The 20,398-nt window shown below is 54.4% G+C and carries 17 protein-coding genes; 8 read left to right on the top strand and 9 right to left on the bottom strand.

Features of this window, described 5'->3' with window-relative positions; all coding sequences use genetic code 11:
* Window positions 1-57: 57 nt before the first annotated feature.
* Together BMW84_RS01965 and BMW84_RS01960 are read right to left on the bottom strand one after the other, a co-directional pair.
* On the bottom strand, window positions 58-642 hold the full coding sequence (locus BMW84_RS01965) for a TetR/AcrR family transcriptional regulator (protein ID WP_091063872.1): 585 nt from the start codon (window positions 640-642) through the stop codon (window positions 58-60).
* Window positions 643-859: 217 nt separating this feature from the next.
* On the bottom strand, window positions 860-3,511 hold the full coding sequence (locus tag BMW84_RS01960) for an adenosylcobalamin-dependent ribonucleoside-diphosphate reductase (RefSeq protein WP_091063869.1): 2,652 nt from the start codon (window positions 3,509-3,511) through the stop codon (window positions 860-862).
* 363 nt (window positions 3,512-3,874) lie between these two features.
* Between BMW84_RS01960 and BMW84_RS01955 the strand changes: the two genes are divergently transcribed.
* The 4 genes from BMW84_RS01955 (at window position 3,875) to BMW84_RS24415 (ending at window position 8,841) form a co-directional block, all read left to right on the top strand.
* Window positions 3,875-5,623, top strand: a complete 1,749-nt coding sequence (locus BMW84_RS01955; protein ID WP_091063866.1) for a DEAD/DEAH box helicase — start codon at window positions 3,875-3,877, stop codon at window positions 5,621-5,623.
* Complete coding sequence (locus tag BMW84_RS01950; protein WP_091063863.1) at window positions 5,620-6,708, top strand: YqhG family protein; 1,089 nt, start codon at window positions 5,620-5,622, stop codon at window positions 6,706-6,708. The genes BMW84_RS01955 and BMW84_RS01950 overlap by 4 nt, the downstream gene beginning before the upstream one ends.
* Window positions 6,709-6,856: 148 nt before the next feature.
* Window positions 6,857-7,900 carry a hypothetical protein gene (locus tag BMW84_RS01945; RefSeq protein ID WP_091063861.1) on the top strand — a complete coding sequence of 348 codons (1,044 nt, stop codon included), beginning with the start codon at window positions 6,857-6,859 and terminating at the stop codon, window positions 7,898-7,900.
* 260 nt (window positions 7,901-8,160) lie between these two features.
* A complete protein-coding gene (locus tag BMW84_RS24415; RefSeq protein WP_139209576.1) occupies window positions 8,161-8,841 on the top strand; it encodes a hypothetical protein in 681 nt (226 codons plus the stop codon).
* 184 nt (window positions 8,842-9,025) lie between these two features.
* Here the strand turns inward: BMW84_RS24415 and BMW84_RS01940 are convergent, their stop codons facing one another.
* The gene (locus BMW84_RS01940) at window positions 9,026-9,202 is read right to left on the bottom strand and encodes a YqzE family protein (protein WP_091063858.1); all 177 of its coding nucleotides are present in this window, start codon (window positions 9,200-9,202) and stop codon (window positions 9,026-9,028) included.
* A gap of 162 nt (window positions 9,203-9,364) precedes the next feature.
* Here BMW84_RS01940 and BMW84_RS01935 point away from each other — a divergent pair, with 162 nt between their 5' ends.
* Window positions 9,365-10,120, top strand: a complete 756-nt coding sequence (locus tag BMW84_RS01935) for an N-acetylmuramoyl-L-alanine amidase (RefSeq protein ID WP_254772831.1) — start codon at window positions 9,365-9,367, stop codon at window positions 10,118-10,120.
* Here the strand turns inward: BMW84_RS01935 and BMW84_RS01930 are convergent.
* The 4 genes from BMW84_RS01930 to BMW84_RS01915 form a co-directional block, all read right to left on the bottom strand.
* Window positions 10,107-10,925 carry a divergent polysaccharide deacetylase family protein gene (locus BMW84_RS01930; RefSeq protein WP_091063855.1) on the bottom strand — a complete coding sequence of 273 codons (819 nt, stop codon included), beginning with the start codon at window positions 10,923-10,925 and terminating at the stop codon, window positions 10,107-10,109. The genes BMW84_RS01935 and BMW84_RS01930 overlap by 14 nt on opposite strands.
* An 88-nt stretch (window positions 10,926-11,013) precedes the next feature.
* Window positions 11,014-12,120 (bottom strand): glycerol dehydrogenase, encoded by a 1,107-nt coding sequence (locus BMW84_RS01925; protein ID WP_091063852.1) that lies wholly within the window; start codon window positions 12,118-12,120, stop codon window positions 11,014-11,016.
* A gap of 14 nt (window positions 12,121-12,134) precedes the next feature.
* Window positions 12,135-13,076 (bottom strand): hypothetical protein, encoded by a 942-nt coding sequence (locus tag BMW84_RS01920; RefSeq protein WP_091063850.1) that lies wholly within the window; start codon window positions 13,074-13,076, stop codon window positions 12,135-12,137.
* A 388-nt stretch (window positions 13,077-13,464) separates the two neighbouring features.
* Window positions 13,465-14,166, bottom strand: coding sequence for a TetR/AcrR family transcriptional regulator (locus tag BMW84_RS01915; RefSeq protein ID WP_091067931.1), 702 nt, complete (start codon window positions 14,164-14,166; stop codon window positions 13,465-13,467).
* Window positions 14,167-14,301: 135 nt separating this feature from the next.
* On the opposite strand from BMW84_RS01915, the gene BMW84_RS01910 reads away from it, so the two are divergent.
* The 3 genes from BMW84_RS01910 (at window position 14,302) to BMW84_RS01900 (ending at window position 18,345) form a co-directional block, all read left to right on the top strand.
* A complete protein-coding gene (locus tag BMW84_RS01910; RefSeq protein ID WP_091063847.1) occupies window positions 14,302-15,654 on the top strand; it encodes an MATE family efflux transporter in 1,353 nt (450 codons plus the stop codon).
* A 289-nt stretch (window positions 15,655-15,943) separates the two neighbouring features.
* Window positions 15,944-17,284, top strand: coding sequence for a hemolysin family protein (locus BMW84_RS01905; protein ID WP_091063845.1), 1,341 nt, complete (start codon window positions 15,944-15,946; stop codon window positions 17,282-17,284).
* Window positions 17,269-18,345 carry a hemolysin family protein gene (locus tag BMW84_RS01900; protein ID WP_091063843.1) on the top strand — a complete coding sequence of 359 codons (1,077 nt, stop codon included), beginning with the start codon at window positions 17,269-17,271 and terminating at the stop codon, window positions 18,343-18,345. The genes BMW84_RS01905 and BMW84_RS01900 overlap by 16 nt, the downstream gene beginning before the upstream one ends.
* Before the next feature lie 273 nt (window positions 18,346-18,618).
* Here BMW84_RS01900 and BMW84_RS01895 read toward each other — a convergent pair whose 3' ends face one another.
* Together BMW84_RS01895 and BMW84_RS01890 are read right to left on the bottom strand one after the other, a co-directional pair.
* Window positions 18,619-19,140 carry a spermidine/spermine N(1)-acetyltransferase gene (locus BMW84_RS01895; protein ID WP_091063840.1) on the bottom strand — a complete coding sequence of 174 codons (522 nt, stop codon included), beginning with the start codon at window positions 19,138-19,140 and terminating at the stop codon, window positions 18,619-18,621.
* Between the two features lie 335 nt (window positions 19,141-19,475).
* Window positions 19,476-20,384, bottom strand: a complete 909-nt coding sequence (locus tag BMW84_RS01890; protein WP_091063839.1) for a GNAT family N-acetyltransferase — start codon at window positions 20,382-20,384, stop codon at window positions 19,476-19,478.
* Between the last annotated feature and the right edge of the window lie 14 nt (window positions 20,385-20,398).

The raw sequence follows: 20,398 nt of genomic DNA, 5'->3' as shown, positions 1-20,398 counted from the left end.
GACAAAGATTCATAACAATATGTTTAAAACAAAATGTTTGAATTTTCTGCAACTCTCTTATTCAGAAAACAAGGAATGAATCAACAAGTTAAGATACTCTATACGAGCCTCTTTATTGATCAAGATTGAACCATCTGTTTCCATAACTCCCTCGTATTCCGTGGGATAGTTGACAGATGAAGTGAAAATTAAATACTTGAATCTGAAGGTCGTCTCATCTCCTGGGATAAGATTGCGCAAGCATTCTTTGAGCAGGTTACCAATTTCCTGTGATAGATCAATAATTCGTCTAGAAGTTTCATCATGATCCGAACATTCTAACGAATGAGTATAGATCACTCTGTTACCGGGAAAACGCAGTGAGTACTCCATAATCTCATTTGCTGACAGCAGCAGTTTCTCTTTTTCACTGTAGGCTTCATTTTGTAGGATTGATAATACGGCAAGAGTATTTTCAATGTAGAATTCTTTTACCAGTTTGAGCATTTCGTCTTTGCTTCTGAAATAATAATTAATGGCGCTCACGTTTACATTGGCTTCCTTAGCAATTGCTCTAATCGCAATATTACAGCTTTTTTTCTTGCCCATTAGATAGAGTGCACGGTCCAAAATTCGTTCTTCAATATTTTTTAGTTCTCTCATTGGATACCCCTCCGATAACATTATAAATTAGAAACAATAAATATAAACAATAGATGCTATTTTCCCAAAACAATAAATTAAATAAGACCATAATTTCAAGAAAACCTGGATAACTCCAAATAGTATTTTAAACTCAAAAAAGTCCTGTCTTAGGAATTCCCTAATCAGGACTTTTTTGAATTTCGGAAGAATATTAGGAGCAAAAATCAATATTCGTTTACCCGCACCGGCTATACCCGCAATTACTGCAGGTCTTACATCCTTCAATATTCACCAGCGAAGCGCTGCCGCAGGACGGGCAAAGGTCGCGGGAGGCGGTGGCGTGGCTGTGCGTGCCATGGCCGCCGTGGCCGTGACTGGCTTCGGCTGCTGCCGGAACGCTGGCTTCAATCTCCGCGTTCAGCGCGTCGGTGAAGTCGCCGAGCTCCAGTGTTGCCGCAATGGGCGCCGGCACGTGGTCTTCATGTGCGTTGTTCTGCACATGGGTCTCCAGGGCTTTCGCTACGGCGTCGGCGATGGATTCCACGCGGTTCGCGCCGAAGCCGATCGCGCCGGAGCCGCCGATGCCCTTGAGATGTTTGATCAGGAGGCCGACCTTCTCGCCGTGGTCGCCGTAGCGCAGGAACAGCGAGCAGACGCGGCCGAGCGCTTCCGCCATGGCGAAGACGTCGGACCCAGCTTTGCCGACATTCAGGAAGATTTCCGCCGGAATGCCGTCCAGGTCGTTGATCGTGATATACGCCATGCCGAACGGCGTATTGATTTTATAAGTCGCGCCGCGCAGAACCTGCGGGCGTTTTTTGTATTGTTTGTCGTCCAGGCTGCTCTTAGGTGCAGGCGCAGCCGGGGCGGGGGCGGCAGCAACCGCAGTTTCCGAAACTGCAGGAGCTTCGACAGCCACGACTTCTTCGGCTTTTGCTTCCTTCTTATCGTCTTTCTTCGCCGTTTCAAGAACTTGCGTATCGCGGCTGCCGTCGCGGTAGATCGTCACGCCTTTGCAGCCGAGGTCAAACGCCATTTCATACAGCTCGGCGGTTTCTTCCACGGTGAAGTCGGACGGGCAGTTCGCCGTCTTGGAGATGGAGCTGTCGACCCAGCGCTGAATTGCCGCTTGCACGCGGATATGATCCTTTGCCGAAAGATCCATGGAAGTGACGAAATACTCCGGCAGCTCCTCGCCCGGATGGGCTTCCAGCCACTCCTGGGCAATCGGCACGAACTGCTCGTCGTAGCCGAGGCGGCTTTGACGGAAATATTTGAAGGCAAAATACGGCTCGATACCGGTCGACGTACCGACCATCGTACCGGTGCTGCCGGTAGGCGCTTGCGTAATCACTGTAACGTTGCGCATGCCTTTTTCAATAATCGCTTCGCCGACTTCCGGATACACTTCGGTGATATTTTTCATAAAGCCGCTCAGCAGGTATTTATCCGCATCAAACGCCTGGAACGAACCCTTCTCGCCGGCGATGTCCGCCGAGGCCAGGTAGGCTTCGCGGGCCATAAAGCCGTACAGCTTGTCGAGGAATTCCAGCGATTCCGGGCTGCCGTAACGGATGTTCAGCTTGATCATCAGCTCGGCCAGACCCATGGTTCCAAGACCGACGCGGCGTTCCTTCTTCTGGTTCGCTTCGTTTTCCGGGAAATGATACGGCGTTTTGTCGATGACATTGTCCAGGAAACGCACGGAGTAACGCGTCGTACGACCCAGGTCCGCCCAGTCCACGTCATGCGCCGCTTCGTCATAGAACTTGGACAGGTTGATCGCCGACAGGTTGCAGACGCCCCAGCCCGGCAGACCTTGCTCGCCGCACGGATTGGTGCAGATGATCGGGTTGAAGTACCAGCTGTTGGACATTTGGTTGTAGTATTCCATGAATACGACGCCCGGCTCGGCCGATTTCCACGCGGATTCGATGATCGTATGCCAGATGTCGCGGGCTTTCACGGTGCGGTATGGAATCACTCCGCGGCCGGCCGCTTTCCATTTATCGAGATCGCCGTCCCAGACTTCGTCGTAATCCGGCTCCGTCGTATCCGGGAATACCAGCTCCCAGTCGAGGTCTTCTTTGACTGCCTTCATGAACCCGTTGCTCACGCAGACGGACAGGTTGGCGTTGGTCACTTGGCCCATCGTTTGCTTAACCGTAATAAAATCGAGCACATCCGGATGCCAGTCGTTGATCATCAGCATCAGCGCGCCGCGGCGGCTGCCGCCTTGCTCGATCAGTCCGGTGGTGTAGCTGAACAAACCGCCCCACGATACGGAGCCGCTGGAGGAGCCGTTGACGCCTTTGACGATGGCCCGGCGCGGACGCAGCGAAGACAGGTTGATGCCTACCCCGCCGCCGCGGGCCATGATCTCGGTCATTTCCGTCAGGGTCTCCATGATGCCGCCTCGGCTGTCCTTTGGCGAAGGAATGACATAGCAGTTGAACAAGGTCAGCTCTTCGCTGGCCCCGGCACCTGCGGCAATCCGGCCGCCCGGCACCAGCTTCCAGTCTTCGAGGATGGAACGGAAATTGCCGGTCCATTCGGCTTGCAGCTCCGGAGTCTTCTCTACGGAAGCCATCGCGGAGGCGAGCCGGTCCCACATTTCCTCAGGCGTTTTTTCAATATTCAGCGTCAGCTTCTCCACATCGGATTGCACCAGCTCGCCGGAGCGCGTCTTGACCGTTACCGTACGTCCCTTTCGCTCGACAATCTCCCCGACTTCCTTCGTCGGAAATTTCGGATCGTCCTTAGTCAACACCAGTACCACGTCGCCTACCTTGGCGTTATTGGTGTCCGCATCCTTCCAGGCATACCGATCCAAAAATATTTTCTCGCTTAATCCTTCAAGCCGCGCCTTGCGGTTCACTGTGCTCAATCGAAAAACCTCCCGCTGTGTAATATGTAACGCTTCTACCTGTGTATATCCATTATTAATCAAATTGTGAGCAAATCTAACAATATATTGTTGATACAGCTTTTCCACTATACCACATATTGTATAAACCTTCTCTTTTGAAAATCCAAGCCTTCACGCGAAAAATCGGCAATACCTGCCCCTTTTCTCGTAATTTCTCGTTTTTTTAGAATTAGCGGCTTGAAATCCGGTTTGAAAAAATCGCGTTGATTTGCAGCGGACAAGCGCGCCCGAAATGCCCTGCGGTTATGAATCTCCTCTTTTACGCGCATACTAATTCTACGTTTTCTGCAACAGACATCCGCGCCGTGAGGAGGCTACAACATGACGCCATTGACCCGCAATGCCTTAACGCAAGCGGAGCACGCCACTGTGCCCAAGCTGCCGGTTCCGCTGAAGTTCGACCGGGGCTGGCTGGGCGATCTGGAGACCAAGCTGCAAAAAGGCGGTCCCTGGGGCGACTATGGGCTGTCCCGTCTCGCCGTGATGGGCGAACAAAGCGGGCTGGTCACAAGCTTTGAAGAATTGCAGTGTATCAAGCATCTCGCGGGACTCTCCCCGCTGCCCCATCAGATCGATACCGCACGCAAAGTATTATTCGAAATGTCCGGCAGAGCCATTCTGGCCGACGAGGTCGGGCTGGGCAAAACGATCGAAGCGGGGCTCGTGCTCAAAGAATATCTCGTGCGCGGACTGGTCTCCAAGGTGCTGATTCTTGTGCCGGCCTCGCTGGTGCTGCAGTGGGTACGCGAGCTGAACGCCAAATTCGGCATTTCCGCCGTGGCGCAGAAGAAATCGTATTCCTGGGGCAACGACATCGTGGTCGCTTCCATGGATACGGCCAAACGCGATCCGCACAAAGAGCTGCTGATTAACGGCGAATTCGACATGCTGATCATTGACGAGGCCCATAAGCTGAAAAATAAAAAGTCGACCAACTACCAGTTCGTCCAGCAGCTGCGGAAAAAATACTGCCTCCTGCTCACCGCCACGCCCGTGCAGAACGATCTCAGCGAGCTGTTCAACCTGATCACGCTGCTCAAGCCGGGCCAGCTCGGCAATCAAGGCGAGTTTGCAGCCAATTTCGTCGTCGACAAACGTCAGCCGAAGAACGAAGTTCAGCTGCGCGGCGAGCTGTCCAAGGTGATGATCCGCAATCGGCGCGGCGAAGGTCCGGTATCGTTCACGAAGCGCAATGTGCGCAATATTCCGCTGACATTATCCGATGAAGAAAAGACATTATATGACGGCGTCACCGCCTTCGTCAAAGACCAATATCAGGAAGCCGACGGCAATCTCAGCAGTATGCTATCGCTTGTTACACTGCAACGCGAGGTATGCAGCAGCCGCGACGCCGTGTTTATTACGCTCGTGAATCTGATCAAGAAGCTCCCCGAGAACTCTCCAAGACGCGACCGGATGATGGAGCTGCTGCAGCTGATCCGCGGCGTGAAAGCGAATACGAAGGCGGAGACAGCGATGGAGCTGATCCGGACCATGAACGAAAAAGTCATCCTCTTCACGGAATACCGCGCTACCCAGGAATATCTGCTGAACTATTTCAGTGAGCGCGGACTGAAGTGCGTAGCTTATTCCGGCGGGATGAACCGGGGCAAAAAAGACTGGATGATGGACCTGTTCCGCGGGCGCGCCCAGGTGATGATCGCCACCGAAGCGGGCGGCGAGGGGATCAATCTGCAATTTTGCCATCATATGATCAACTTCGACCTCCCGTGGAATCCGATGCGGGTCGAGCAGCGGATCGGCCGGGTTCACCGGCTGGGTCAGACGAACGATGTCATGATCTACAACTTGTCGACAAACGGAACGATCGAAGAGCATATTCTTCATCTGCTGCACGAGAAGATCAACATGTTCGAGATGGTCATCGGCGGGCTGGACGTCATTCTGGAGCGTTTTGAAGCGAAAGAGTCCCTTGAAAAAAGTCTCTATAAAATCATGCTCGAAGCCAGCAGCGACGACGAGCTGCGCAGCGGGCTCGACCGGATCGGCGACTCGCTCAGCGAGCTGACGCATACGCTGCATGAAGACGAGGAGGAAGCTACCTCATGACTTTGAGCGCCGAGCAAATTCGCAAGCAGGTTATGACTTATTTGGAAGCGACGGAATGCGAGTTGCTGGAGGTGTCTCCGCTGCATGTCACGGTCAAGCTCTCGCCGCGCGCCGACCGGATGCTGACCGACCGGCCTTATTATTGGAGTTTTGTGGAGCGCACCGGAGCAGAGCCGCAGACGTTGTCTTTTACTTTCGTGTTCGACCCGGAGGCGTATGACCGGACTACAGGTCAGGCGGAGGCGCCGAGAGGCACGCTGCCCGGGATTCCGGGCGGAGCCTCAGGTGCAGTCCCGGGAAGCCAAGCCCCTGCGGGCGCCGGGTTGGGTAGTGCTGCGGGCGGGATAGCAGCCGGGGGAATGAATCCCGGCGGTATTCCGGGTACGGGCTCCGCAAGCACTGGAGAAGCCTCGCCGCAGGAGGACAGCATCCTTGCCCGCTTTTTCGGCGTAATGCCGACCCTGCCGCGAATCGGACCAGGTATGATCCGGCGGGAGGACGTCATCTACGGCAGCAAGCGCCTGGGACAGATCTGGGCCGCCGCGCGCGAAGAAGGCCGCTGTCTGTATCTGTTCGAGGAGGCGGGCAGCCGGCAGCGGACCACGCTGCTCTCTGCCGCATACGAGCCATGGCTCGGTGTCTGCTACAAGGTGGAGATGAGTTGCGACCTCAAGCGCGAGGAGCTGCACTATGTCGGCATTTCGCTGCTGAGCGGAACCATCGTACCCGACTTCGGCACGCTCCTCGAAAGCAAATCGCTGACGCCCCGCTTGCCGGAGAACATCCATATCCAGCCCTACTCGCTCTCCGTCGCCAATGGGGCCGAGCGGCTGGAAAACTGGGTGACAACGCAGCTGGCCGAACGGGATTATACCTGGGCGGAGGAAGCTCGCCGTCGGCTTCAGCTGGAGCTGGAGCTTGTGGATGTCTACTATTCCGGACTGCTTAAAGAAGAAGATGAAGAAAAGCGCCAGGCAGCCGAAGAACAGTACAACCGCCGGCGCCAGGAGACACAGTGGCAATATGAACCGCAGATTTCGGTCTCCGCTGTCGTCTATGGCCTTTTTCATCTGCGCAGTCTGTAGAATGCGACGGTCTCTGCTAAAAGCAGGCAAAATAAACGCTAACTTTCCGCTACCCTGCGCGACAGTAAGCAACAGTCTTTTCAGGGCTTGTCCTCTACAATATCAGTAATGGATCGTTATTCGAATTGAAGAAAGGTGAAGAAGGAATATGACAACCTCCCTGCACCGAAAAATAAGTCTGCAGTCGCTCGGACGCCGCTGCATGCTTGCTGTAGCGGCGTTTGGCATCGCAGCCGCCGTCCTTGCGCCGGTAACGGCAACTGCTGCAGGCAGTCCCCTGCCCAAGACGAAGCTGGCGGCGACGGACAAGCTGGCGGCGCTTACTTTAAAAAGCCAGGCGGCACCTGAGGCCGTAACGGACTTCGCACAAAATGCGATGACCAAGCTTGCGGCAGACGCGCCTTTTACCGCCTGGAAGAACGCCACGGCGGAGTATTATCCGCTGGGACCCGGCACGCATAGCTGGCTGGTCCATGTGATGAGCGGCTCCGAGCGCATCGGGTATCTGATTGTCACCGCCGTGGACGGCGGCGGTTATACGCTTAGCGAATACGGCGCCGGTACGTCCGGACTGCCGTACAGCCTGACTGAACTGCGCCGGTTTGCGGCGCAGGAAGCACTTATTCCTTCATCATCGGCTAACCTGAAGCTAGAAGCGCTGTATGCGCCGCTGCTGCCCGTCTGGAAACTCACTGTGTCCGGCAAAACAGTATACCTCAATGCCGTCCGGCTGGAGGTTCTGCCTTGGAACGACAGCAAAGCCCAGGCGGTGCTGGGCCAGGCGGCTGCTGAGGCAGGCCTGGATGCGGCGCTTATCCCCGCCTCGGCGTATAAGAGCGCCGGGCCGGATGATCCCTACCGGGATCTCCGGTGGCTGACCGCGCCAAAGCTCGGCAAGCTGGACGGCGCGATGCTGAAGACGCTGCTTACCGGCGGCAGCGTCGCTTTTCAGGCGGCGGGCCGCAACGACACCGTCGGCGGCCCGTTTATGGTCACCGGCGTCCAAAGCTGGCACAGCAGCAGCTCCGCCGGTGGCGCGGCCGAAGCGGTGTACGCCGCTTCGGGACTTGGCGGCAAAAGATATTTGCCGCTGAAGGCCCTGCAGCAAGCGGGCACGCTGCACCCGCTGCCGCTTGCCGGCAATGCCGCGCTCGGCGTTGCCACGGACGCGCACCCAGGCGCGGCCAAATAGCCGCGCAAGGAGCAGTGCTAAGGCCTGAGAGGAGAAATCTTCTCAGGCCTTTTCTTTTGCCCACTGCCGCATCCGCTCCCTCCCCGCAAACAACGGCATTTTTGCCGTTACTTCTCGCTTTTCGCGGCCCTGTGCCGAATTTCATTATACTAACGGGAGTTTAACGTCATTGCAGACTAATCACCAAATGACGGAAGTACAGGAATGAATTATATTAGGAATAATAATGTCGAGTTTCTGAAGGGATGAGGGAGTCAATCATGAGTGAAAAGGTTGTTACAGCCGTATTAAACAATATAGTTTGGTGCGCAATGGTATGCGAGACGCATGGTATTTCTTCAACTTTAAAAAAGCATATTTGGAAGACAACATCGAAAGCGCCGACGTTTTACCCGGACATGATTACATCAAACGGGTGTGCAACTGTTGACGAGGTAATTGAAAACATTGGTAATAATGATATATCTTCCATCAAAGATAGTTTTGCTAGTCTCGATATGTCACCGTTGGATTTTGAAATGTTATTTACAGCCGAATGGATCTATCATGAACCGGTAGCTAATTTGGAGCCCGTTAAACGGGGATGGTGCCATGTCACTACAGAAAAAGATCTAGCAGATTGGGCATCCTTCCATTTATCCGAAAATGTGATTAGACCGGAACTTTTAGGGCGCCCTGATGTAAAAATTTATTTATCTAGGAAAATAGGTGATGTTGCCGGATTTTTAGCTAACTTAGGTGCAGATGCAGTGGGGATATCCAACGTATTTTCAAGCGTTAACTGCAATAATGTGTGGTCTGACATACTTCAAATAGTCGCATTTGATTTTCCAGGGTTACCTATGGTGGGATACCAACGAGGTGATGGTCTTACAGCAGCACTTCAATCGGGATGGACTTCTGTAGGTCCGCTTAATGTATGGGTGAGATCAAAGGATTGATTGTGCTTGAAGGGCAACGACATATTGAACTGCTACAACACCATCCGATTTATAGTGGCGGCATCGTCCCGGCAAGACCAAGCCCGTTAGCAGTAACGTTGGTTTCAGCTCGCGGGATGCTCAAACAAAAAAAGAGCCGCCTAAGGCGACTCCTCCAACACTCTCCAGCTTCCTGAGCCCGCCGCTACCTCTTCCATTTCCTACGCCACATCGAGAATCCCATCGGCATCATCCCGAACCATTTCTCTGCCCAAGGCTGTTTTTCGGCTTTGCGCCGCTCGCGGCTGGCGCGGGGGTCTTCCATGTAGACCACGACTTTTTCCGTAATGTACTTCAGCAGATCGTCACCGCTCGAAGCCATTTTCGCCACCTTCCTTTCATGTGAGCTTTATGCTACTAGTGTGCTCCGCAGGGGTCCAGTCTAAACGGGAAAACCGAGTTTCGCATAGATTTGCCGGCGGACGCACATTCTAACAGTGAATATGCATCCAGGGAGATTTATCCGCGTCAGGAGGTTGAACGAATGAACAAACTGTGCAATCCAGCACGCCGTGTAGCGGCTGCACTGGCGATCATCACAGCGCTCAGCAGCGCTGGAGGCGGTACAGCGATGGCGACCCCGCCCGCCGAACCCTTCGGAGAGGCGGAACTCTCCGGTGCAGAGCTGTCGCCGGACCGCCAGCAAATGCTCGGGCATGATCAGCGCATCATCCTGATCGATGCCGGACATGGCGGGATCGACGGCGGCACATCGCATGGCGAAATCCTGGAGAAAGACATCACGCTTTCTATTTCCCGCCGCCTGTTTCTGCTGCTGCGCGCCGACGGCTTCGATGCGATCTTGAACCGCATCGGCGACTATGCGCCGAGCGACGAAAACGGCTGGTTGCGCAGCCGTTCCCGCCATCTCCGCGACCTGGCTCAGCGCAAGGAACTGGCCGAGACGCTACCCGCCAATGTAGTGGTGAGCGTACATGTGAATTGGTCGCCGAATCCCGCAAAACATGGCCCGCTTGTATTGTACCGCGAGGAAGGCCGCAGCTTCATGCTGGCCAAATCGATCCAGAATCAGCTGAATCTGATGTATGGAATGAAGTCGGACCCGCGGGCGGGCAAACCCTTTTATCTGCTCAACAAAATAACCGCCACGACGGTTATCGTCGAGGCGGGATTTATCAGCAGTCCGGAGGACCGCGAACGTTTGTGCACCCCGAAAGGTCAAGAGGCGATCGCCGAAGCGATCGCCGAGGGCATTGCCGCTTATCTTATGGAAGTGTGAGGTCGGGAGTCCACTTCCATTCTGCGCGAATCAGATCGGAAATCCCGACAAACTCCACCTTGTCCTTCATTTCGGCGATACCGCTGCGGATGCCCGCGGCGGTTTCTTTGCCTTGAATGCCGACATGGCCAATCGTGACGCAGTAGCTTTGATCCTGGGCCCGTTCACGGACGAGCCGCATTTGCTTCAGGACATGCGCGGAAGAATGGATGTCGTCCAGGAAGATGTGATTTTCTACCGGCGGAAGGCCTTTCTCCCGGGCCAGCCTTCCGGCGACGGAACGGTAATTCGTGTGGCTGTCGACGAAAAACAGTCCCCGCTCCTTGCACACCGACAGTACGATATTCATCACCCGTTCGTCTCCGGTTACTTTCGAGCCCATGTGGTTATTGATGCCAATGGCAAACGGCACGTTGTCGAGCGCCGCTTCCACCCGGGCCTTGACCTCCGCATCGCTCATACTGGTCAGCACGGCTCCCGGTCCCAGCCATTCCGGCTTGCCATGCTTCGGTTCCATCGGGAGATGGACCAGCACATCAAAGCCCCGTTCATGCGCCCGCAGCGCGTCTTTTTCCGTGGTTGACAGAAAAGGCATAACGGCAACCGTGATTTTGATCGGCAGCGCCAGCATTTCGTCCGTTCCGCGCATGTTGTTGCCGAAATCATCGACGATGATTGCGACCTTGCTGCGTCCTTCCTCGGCATGTGCAGCCGGGGGCAGCGTTAAGATCACCGAAGCGAGCAGTCCGACTATAGCCGCGGCGCTGCAGATTTTGCGCAGGGCGGGTGTACCTCTTTCTTTCATCCGTTAAACCCTCCTTCGTGTCCTCCAATCATTGTACTCATTGTTTGAATCACGAGGGGGAAATATGTACCGCCGCACGGCGTAATTATTAGCAGCCGGATTCACTAACAAGCGAGCCGCGGCGGTCCGCTGCAAGCAAAGCGTCAACCACATCACGCGGCGACACCGTAAACGGCATGTTCGCCATTGGACCTCCCGCCGCACATGCCGCTTCCGCAGCCCGAAGCAGCTTGCTTTCATCCGCGTCTTCCAGGCCGAGCGCTTTAAGCGTTACCGGCAGCCCGACGCTCCGGCAAAAGCGTACAGCGCCATCGATCTCTTCTTCCGGCGCCTGCTCCAGCATGAGCTGCGCGAGCGTGGCGAAGGCCACTTTCTCGCCGTGAAGCATTGGACGGCATTCCTCCAGCACCGTCATGCCGTTATGGATGGCATGCGCGGCTGCGAGGCCGCCGCTCTCAAACCCGACGCCGCTGAGGTAGATGTTCGCCTCCACGATCCGTTCCACCGCCGGCGTAACTTCGCCCTGCCGGACCGCGTCAAGCGCTGCGGCGCCATCCGCCAGCAGCGTATCCCGGCAGGCCGCAGCCAGCGCCAGCGCGGCCAGGGAACCGGTACCGCCGGCATTCGTGACCGCTCCGGACCGGTGGCAGGCCCGCGCTTCGTAATACGTCGACAGCGCGTCGCCCATACCTGCCGCAAGCAGACGCGGCGGCGCTTTGGCAATGACGGCGGTGTCGACGACCACCATGTCCGGAGACCGGCGCAGCGCAAGATAACGATCGAGCCGGCCGTCTTCCATATACAGCACCGACAAGGCGCTGCACGGCGCATCGGTCGAAGCGACCGTCGGCACGATCACTGCCGGCAATCCGGCAAGGTGGCTGAGCGCTTTGGCGGCGTCCAGCGTTTTACCGCCGCCGATGCCAAGCACCACGCCGGATTTCCGCAGTTCAGGCATGGCCGCCAGCCATTCGATCCGGGCCATCGTGACCTCGCCGGTAAATTCGTGAACGCGGAGCGGAATTCCGCTTTGGGCAAAACTCCTAACAATCTTCTCCCCATAGTTCGCCAGTACAAAGGCATCAATGACCGCGAAAACTTCACCGTCTGTCAGCCCGGCACAATGCTCGCCGAGCCGATTGAGCTCTCCAGAGCCCTGGATATATTTTGCCGGAGATATCAGAATCTGTGTCATAGCGCTCCCTCTATCTACGCCTGCTCAGCTTCGATCCGGCCGAACGCCTGCAGCAGCAGCAGATTCCGGATGGCGATATGCGACTTCCACCAGTTCGCGCTAAGCGCGAATTCCAGTTCATAGTCGCCCCAGCTCCAATTGGGGTCCCACAAGCCTTCCTCATTGCGGAGCGACAACAGATAATCCAGTTCTTTGTCCACCAGAGCCGCATTTTGCTCGTATCCGAGACTTTGCGGAGAATGGATAAATGCGGAAGGGCGCGTGCTGTACCCGCTCCAATCACCCGCACTCCGGTCCAGCAAATCTTTAATCTGGCGGTTTGCGGTTTCAGTCAGCGCAGCGTAATCAAATTCGTCCTGCAAGCCTGCTGTCTCAATCGACTTGATCATCGTGAGCACGCAAATCAGTGGATGCATCATAAGATCCGGCTCCCGCAGGAACAGCGCTGCAAGATTCTTGGCGATTTGAAGCCCGTGCGAGTACAGTGCGCTCTCCCGGTCGGCGTTTTCCAGAATAAATCCCGCCATAATGGCCGTCGGATTATAAATACTCCGGGAGGTGCTTTGCGAATCGGAATGCCACCACGGGGCATGCGGATAGTCGTTGCTTGATTCCACGACATTCTTCCAGGTATCCGCATCATCCATGTCCGCGCCGCTGTCCAGGTAACGCAAAATCCCTTCGATCACCGGATGGTTCCGGTCTTTAAACCCGATTTCATGCAGCACCTCCACCGCATTCGCGGTCTGCATAGGCACCGAGTTCGGATTCCAAGAATCCGCTTCCAGCGCATGGCCGAAGCCTCCGTCCTCATTCTGAAACGCCGCCAGCCCCTTCAGTACTGCTTCCTGCCCGCCGTCTTCGAAATGAAACTGCCACCGGGCAAAATCCACCGGGCGCGCATTGCGGTATACCCACTGTCTGATTTGCCGAAATTCCGGATAGGTCAAATTCATGGTTGAAGCTCCTCTCACCGTCTTATTTTGATGAACAGCAGGTATCCTCCACTTGTGGGCAAGCAATTCTCCAAGATTCCCGCAGTGCACATTAGGGATTCGGGTAGATCCCGATATGTATGTCCGATGCACGATGATGTGCACTGCCCACTTATCCATCTTTTCACATTATAGCACACACGTTCGTACTCAAACCATAAATTTCCGGACTCTTGCATTCGCTCGTTCATCGCTTTCGTATAGAAAAAAAACCTTCCCTCACAGGCAGAAAACACTGTTGGCGGGAAAGGCTTTTAAGAGATCCAAAATAACTCATTTCAATGATAGGCCGCCACTATCCTCCGTATATCCCTTTTTTTGTTCCACGGCTAAAGGACAGCTTCTCTATTCAGCCCTTCTGATTCTGCTTCTGTTTCTGCTCCTCGATGACCTGTTCGATCCCCAGCAGAATCACCTTCACTCCGAAATCGAATGCACTGTCGGTGCCCATCAGCTCGAACAGCTTGTTCGTGAACATCCGCTTGAACAGTCCCGCATCCGTGTCGCTCATCGTATCCAGCACGCGGTTCATCTCTTCGCCGGGGATAAAGGTTCCATTCTCTTGAAGAATGGCGGTGACATTGCGCTCATGCTGGTAATCGTCCATAACGAAGTAATAGACGAAGTTCACGAGCGTTGTAGCCACCTGCATCTTCTGTTCCGGCTCCAGCGGCGTCGATTCGACGCAGAGCAGCATGCGGTTCGTGAACCGGATGATATCCGGCTCATGCGGCAGCGTCATCATCATCAGCTGCGTGGAGCAGGGGTACCGGCGAAGTACCTCGCGCATCGTTACAGCAAGTACCCCGAGCTGCTCCTTCCAGTCCCCTTCGGATTGGAACTCATCCAAAATGACTTTCGATACTTGATTGGCCAGGCGCTGATACAGTTTCTGTTTGCTCTTGAAATACCAGTACAGCGACGGGGCCTGAATCCCCAGCCGGTCGGCCAGCCGCCGCAAGCTGAACTTCTCGATGCCATCCTCTCCCAGAAGCTCCCATGAAGCCTCTAAAATCCTGTCCTCCGAAATTTGAGGCTGCTGCTTTTTCATCATATCCGCCCTTTTATCTAACAGTGTAAGTTTATGCTTTACATCTCTATGAAGTCATGATATCATCTAACACTGTAAGGTTCAACCTAACACCGTTAGACAATCACAAAACCATCAAAGAAAGTGGTGACCCCAATGGATGCACAAAACCTCCATTATTTTGAGAAAGCGCCGGTCGCAAAAGCCGTAGCCCATTTCGCTGTACCGATGATGCTCGGCACGTCGATGAGCGTGATTTATTCGATATTGAATGCCTACTTCCTCGGCACGCTCCACAATACGGCGATGTTAACCGCTCTGGCATTAACCCTGCCGTTATTTGCGGCGATTATGGCGCTAGGCAATCTGATCGGCATCGGCAGCGGCGCATTTATCTCCCGCCTGCTCGGCGAGAAAAGATACGAGGACGTCAAACATGTCTCTTCCTTCGCTTTTTACAGCAGCCTGATTCTCGGTCTGATCCTGGTGGCCGCCGGCCTCCCGCTGATCCATTCCATCGTTGACGGTCTGGGCGCTACGCCGGAATCCTTCGGATTTACCAAAGATTATGTCACGATCATGCTGATCGGCTCGCCGTTCGTCGTCTTATTTTTCACCTTGGAAAATATCGTGCGCTCCGAAGGTGCGGCCATCACGTCGATGGTCGGCATGATTCTCAGCGTGGTGGTCAATATTATTCTTGATGCGCTGGTCATCTTCGTGTTCCATTGGGGCGTCATCGGCGTAGCGTCGGCAACGGTTGTCTCCAACATTGCTGCGAGCATATTCTTCGCTTTCTATATGGGCAAAAAGAGCCAATTCCTGACGATCTCCCCTAAATGGTTCAAAGCAACCAAGGAGATTCTGAGCAATGTGTTCAAAATCGGCGTGCCCGTCTTTATTATGAGCATCTTTCTTGGTGCCATGTCGCTGATCTTTAACCATTTTCTCATCGCATACGGGGATCAGGCCGTGGCCGCTTATGGAATTTCGTCCCGCCTGCTGCAATTTCCCGAATTCATTCTGATGGGGCTGTGCGAAGGCGTCGTGCCGCTGATTGCTTTCTCTTTTACGGCCAATAAACTGCGGATGAAGCATACCATTTCGTTCACGATCAAAACGATCGTAGGTCTGGCCGTCGCGTTCGGCATCGTCGTATATCTGATCTCCGACCATCTGATCGGCTTGTTCACGAATGATCCGCAGCTGATTCAAATGGGGAGCTACATTCTGCATGTGACGTTCTTGTCTTTGTTCATTACGGGCATGACCTCGCTCTTTACGGGGATTTTCCAGGCGACGGCGCAAGGGACCGCAGCATTTGTGATGTCCGTCATTCAAGGGCTTACGCTGATTCCGGTGCTGTATATCGCCAACCAAACGAACGGTTTTCACGGGGTTGTATGGTCGCTGGTTATTGCGGACGCCGTTACATTCCTGGTGGGTGCCGCCATGCTGTACATTCTGCGCAATAAACTGCAGCCCGATTTGGAAGCTTTGGCCCAATAAGCCGGCGTATTCCCCAACATAAATTATCTTCCGGCCGCTTCTCCACGAGAGGCGGTTTTTTGTTTCTCTAACGGTCCGTCCGGTTAATGAAACCATAACGTGCAACTGGATGGTTTATTGAGATTTATGTTATACTTTTTCATACACATTTAGAGGGGAGGCAGAACAATCATGGGAAGGCGATACTGCAAAACCGTTGTGCTCCTGAATTGATCCGCTTTCCGGTCGGGTTGCTCAGAGCATAGGGCTTATATCATCAGGAGGTGAATCCCTCGGACGAGGGAAAGGATTGGACCTAATAACGATAACGAATTTACTCATTCTTGCCGTTTTGATTGCGATGACGGCGTTTTTCGTGGCGGTGGAATTTGCGGCCGTTAAAATCCGGATGTCGCGGATTGAGCAGCTGATCGACGAAGGCAATAAGAAGGCATGGGTCGCGAAAAAAGTCGTCGGCAATCTGGATTACTATTTGTCCGCCTGCCAGCTGGGGATTACCGTAACCGCCCTCGGCCTCGGTGCCATCGGCAAACCGGCGGTGGAACGCATTCTGGTGCCGGCGTTTGATTTCCTCAATCTGTCGGACGCTACCGCTTCGGTCGCTTCGTATGCCATCGCCTTTATTCTCGTTACCTTCTTGCATGTCGTTGTCGGAGAGATGGCGCCGAAGACGCTGGCCATCCAGTTTGCGGAGAAGCTGACGCTTCTGCTGGCGCCGCCGCTGTATGGGTTCGGTAAAATCATGCATCCGTTTATCGTGGCGCTGAACGGCACATCGCGGGTGATCCTGCGTTTGTTCGGGGTCAAACCCGCCGGGCATGAAGAGCATTATTCGGAAGAGGAACTGCGGATCATCATGGCCCAAAGCGTTGAAGGCGGCGAGCTGAACGAAACCAAGCTGGAATATTTGGAGAATGTGTTCACCTTTGATGAACGCGTCGCCAAAGATATCATGGTCCCCCGGACGGAAATGATCGCGCTCGGCTATGACATGTCTTATGAGGACATCGTGCAGGTGCTGGACGTTAACAACTATACGCGCTATCCGGTGGCCATGAACGGCAACAAGGACAACATAGTCGGGGTCGTCAACGTGAAAAAGATGCTGCCCCATATCATTGCCGGCCGGGAACGCCATTTGAAGGAGTTCGTCCGCAGCCTGCCTGCAGTATCGCTATCGACGCCGATCAAAGAAGCCATGCTGAAAATGCAGCAGGAGCAAATGCATATGGCGCTGGTGGTCGACGAATACGGCGGAACCGCGGGGATCCTGACGCTGGAGGACATTCTGGAGGAACTGGTCGGAGAAATCCGCGACGAATTCGACGCCGACGAGGTGCTGGAGATTCAGCGAATCGACGATCGGCAATATGAAATCCACGGCCGCGTGCTGCTGGAAGAACTCGAACAGCAATTTGACCTTTCTTTTGAAAATAGTGAAGAAATCGATACGATCGGCGGCTGGCTCCTGTTCCGTGCCGGTGCCTCTGTTCAGCCCGGATACGAGCTGCAGGAGGACGGCCATCGCTGGACTGTTACCGAAACGGATCATCTGCAGATCAAAAAGATTATTCTTACGTTGGAGGTGAATCCCTCGGTTGCCGAGGGGGAAATTTGGACGGAGTCATAATCGTTAACTTAATCATGGTAGCCGTGTTTATCATTCTTACCGCCTTCTTTGTCGGCGCTGAATTTGCCATTCTTAAGGTTCGCATGTCCCGAATCGACCAATTGATCAGCGAAGGCAACAAGAAAGCGGTCATCGCCAAAAAAGTCGCCCACAACCTGGACTACTATTTGTCGGCCTGCCAGCTCGGCATTACGATCACCGCCCTGGTGCTCGGCGCGCTCGGCGAACCGACCGTGGAGCGGATTCTGCATCCGCTGTTCCATGACCTGGGGTTGCCGGACGCCGTATCTACGCTGCTGTCGTACCTGATCGCGTTGTCGGTCATTACGTTCCTGCATGTCGTCATCGGCGAGCTTGCCCCCAAGACGCTGGCGATTCAGATGGCGGAGCGTATGACGTTGCTGCTGGCACCCCCGCTGTATGGGTTCGGAAAAATCACGTATCCGTTTATTATGGCGCTGAACGGTTCGGCGCGGCTGCTGCTCCGCCTATTTGGCGTAAAACCCGCAGGCCATGAGACCGTACACTCCGAAGAAGAGCTGAAATGGATCGTCGACCAAAGCTATGAAAGCGGCGAGATCAACCAGACGGAGCGGGTCTACCTGAATAATATCTTCGCTTTTGACGAATGGAAGCTGGGCGAAATCATCGTGCCGCTGAAACAAGTAGTCACTTTACAGACGGGAGCGCCGGTCAGCGATGTGATTGAGGTGCTTGGCAAACATGACTTCACCCGCTACCCCGTCGTCAAGACGAACGGCAGCGTGAAATTTATCGGCTACGTCAACACGAAAGAAATGCTGACCAGCATCGCTGCCGGGCGGACCGCGGACTGGCAGACGTTCATTCACGACATTCCGCGCTTCAAGGCAAGCGAAAATCTGCGCGATGTGCTGCTGCGGATGCAGCAGACCCGCGTCCATATGGCCGTCGTCACGGACGATGCCGGAGCAACGGCCGGCATTGTCACGATGGAGGATCTGCTGGAAGAGATCGTCGGCGACATCCGCGACGAATCGCTGAACGTGAACGTGCCACCGCTGCCGGGCGGAGTAGGCTGATGGATTCATTTGGGTTGTAAGTCGCCTAACCAGTCTATGCGCTTGCTCAAGCTGAACATTTAGTGGGATATCCCCCCACTATTTCAGTCCAAAACCCGTTTTTCAAGCACTTAGAGGGAGATCATCCCACTAAAATTGGCCTACTGGCCGAAGTTAGCCATTTTCGCACAAAATAGAGGGACAAAATCCCTCTATTTTGCTTTTTATGGCCAACTTGGAGAAATAGTGGGACGAATTCCCGCTATTTTTTCACCTAGGCTTATATCCGCCGGATCAGGCGTTCAGCAAACGGGTCATCAAATGATCGGTCTGCTCTTCGTCTCCCATCATGAAAATGTGTGTGCCGGTGCGGACAAACCCCATTTTTTCGTAAAACGCGATAGCGTTGCCGTTTCTCTCCCACACGCCCAGCCACAGCGACCGCATCCCTCGTTCCATGGCAATTTCGACCGCTGCCTGAATCAGCAGTTTGCCCAAACCCCGCTTATGAAACTTTGTTCGGACATAGATCCGCTCGATTTCAAGCGCCCCCTCGCCCATGCTCTCCGATTGGGCTTCACCGGCGTTCAGCTTTAAATAACCGGCGATTTCCCCCTCTGCATACATAAAATAAAATTCCGAAAAAGGCTCCGATAATTCCTTGTCCAGCTGTCCGGCGCCGAATGCCTTGTCCAGATAAGCCTTCATGTTCTCCGGCGTATTTTGATGCGCGAAGGTATCGGTGAAGGTCTCGATGCCGATCTGCTGCAGCATGCCAAGCTCCCCAGGACCAATCCGCTGAATTTCTGTCATCATTGTTCCTCTGCTCCTCTATCGGGTATGATTAGGAATCATACAATGATTTTGTTGTATTTGCAACAAAAACCAAACTCCTAATAAAGCAGAGGAAGTCAAGCCGGCACATCAAACGCATGCGATTGACCATATCGAAGACAGGCTCGGGGATCATTAGGAAATGACGGAGCTGCCCTGATACTACATACATGGAGTTATGGTTTCCGATCGTAATAACCATAGACAATAACCATAGACAATAACCATTAAGAACCATAATTAATAACTACAATCCACGACCATAATCGATAAACGCAACCAGCAAACCCCGCGCCCGGCGCGGGGTTTCTCCATACTTAACGCTCCTGTTCATTTAACCGGTACGCGAGGCATACTGCCGCATCCGCTTCCCGGAAGCCTTCGCTGAGGTACAGCGCCTTGGCCCGGTCATTTTCGGCATTTACGCACAGGATAACCTGGCTGTAGCCTAGCCGGTGCGCAAAAGCGACGGCTGCTTTTAACAATATCCTTCCGAGTCCTTTGCCCTGATGCTCCGGCAGCAGTGCCAGTGGACCGATGCTCATAGCCTGTCGTCCCTCGGCCTCATCCGCTGAGCCGCGGACGATGCCAACGGCTTCCTCGCCGTGAAACAGCATAAGCAATCCGCCCTCGAGATAATCGGCGGCCTGGGTCAAACTGCGGACCATGCCCGGATCGACCGGCGTCTCGCTGCCTTGGAGTCGGGAAAAGCCTGTATTCCGGACATGGCACCATCTTTCTTCGTCCATGCCGGGCCGCAGCGGGCGCAGTGTGTAGCCCGGCGGCAGTATGTATTCAGGAACCTTTTCCACGTCCCGTACCAGAATGTAAGAATAACGTTCGACGGCAAATCCGCTTTGTTCCAGCAGTTGCATGACCGGCCGATTCTTTAGCGGCACAAAAATATTCAGCTTGTCCAGCCCGCCGGTTAGCGGCAGCAGCCGCTCTAACAGCTGCCCATACAGCGCGGGATCGCCATTCTCCGCGTGCAAAATACGCAGCCTCGCCTTCCGGCCCCGGCGTGCGTAATCGTTCAGAACCAGCGAGGCCGCCCCGATCATCTGGCCTTCATCATCCAGCGCAATAAAGGCGGGATTCGTTTCATCCAGCGAAAATTCAGCCAAATCGTCGTCGCTCAGGAACGAGTCGTCCAAATCTGCACGGTGCTTACGGCAAAAATCCAGAAACGCCGGCACCTCGGAATCGGTCATCTTCATAATGCTCATCGTTCCACTCCCCT

The sequence above is a fragment of the Paenibacillus sp. NFR01 genome, assembly GCF_900111565.1.
Lineage (GTDB): Bacteria > Bacillota > Bacilli > Paenibacillales > Paenibacillaceae > Paenibacillus_AQ.
This window is presented reverse-complemented; position numbering and strand designations above follow the sequence as displayed.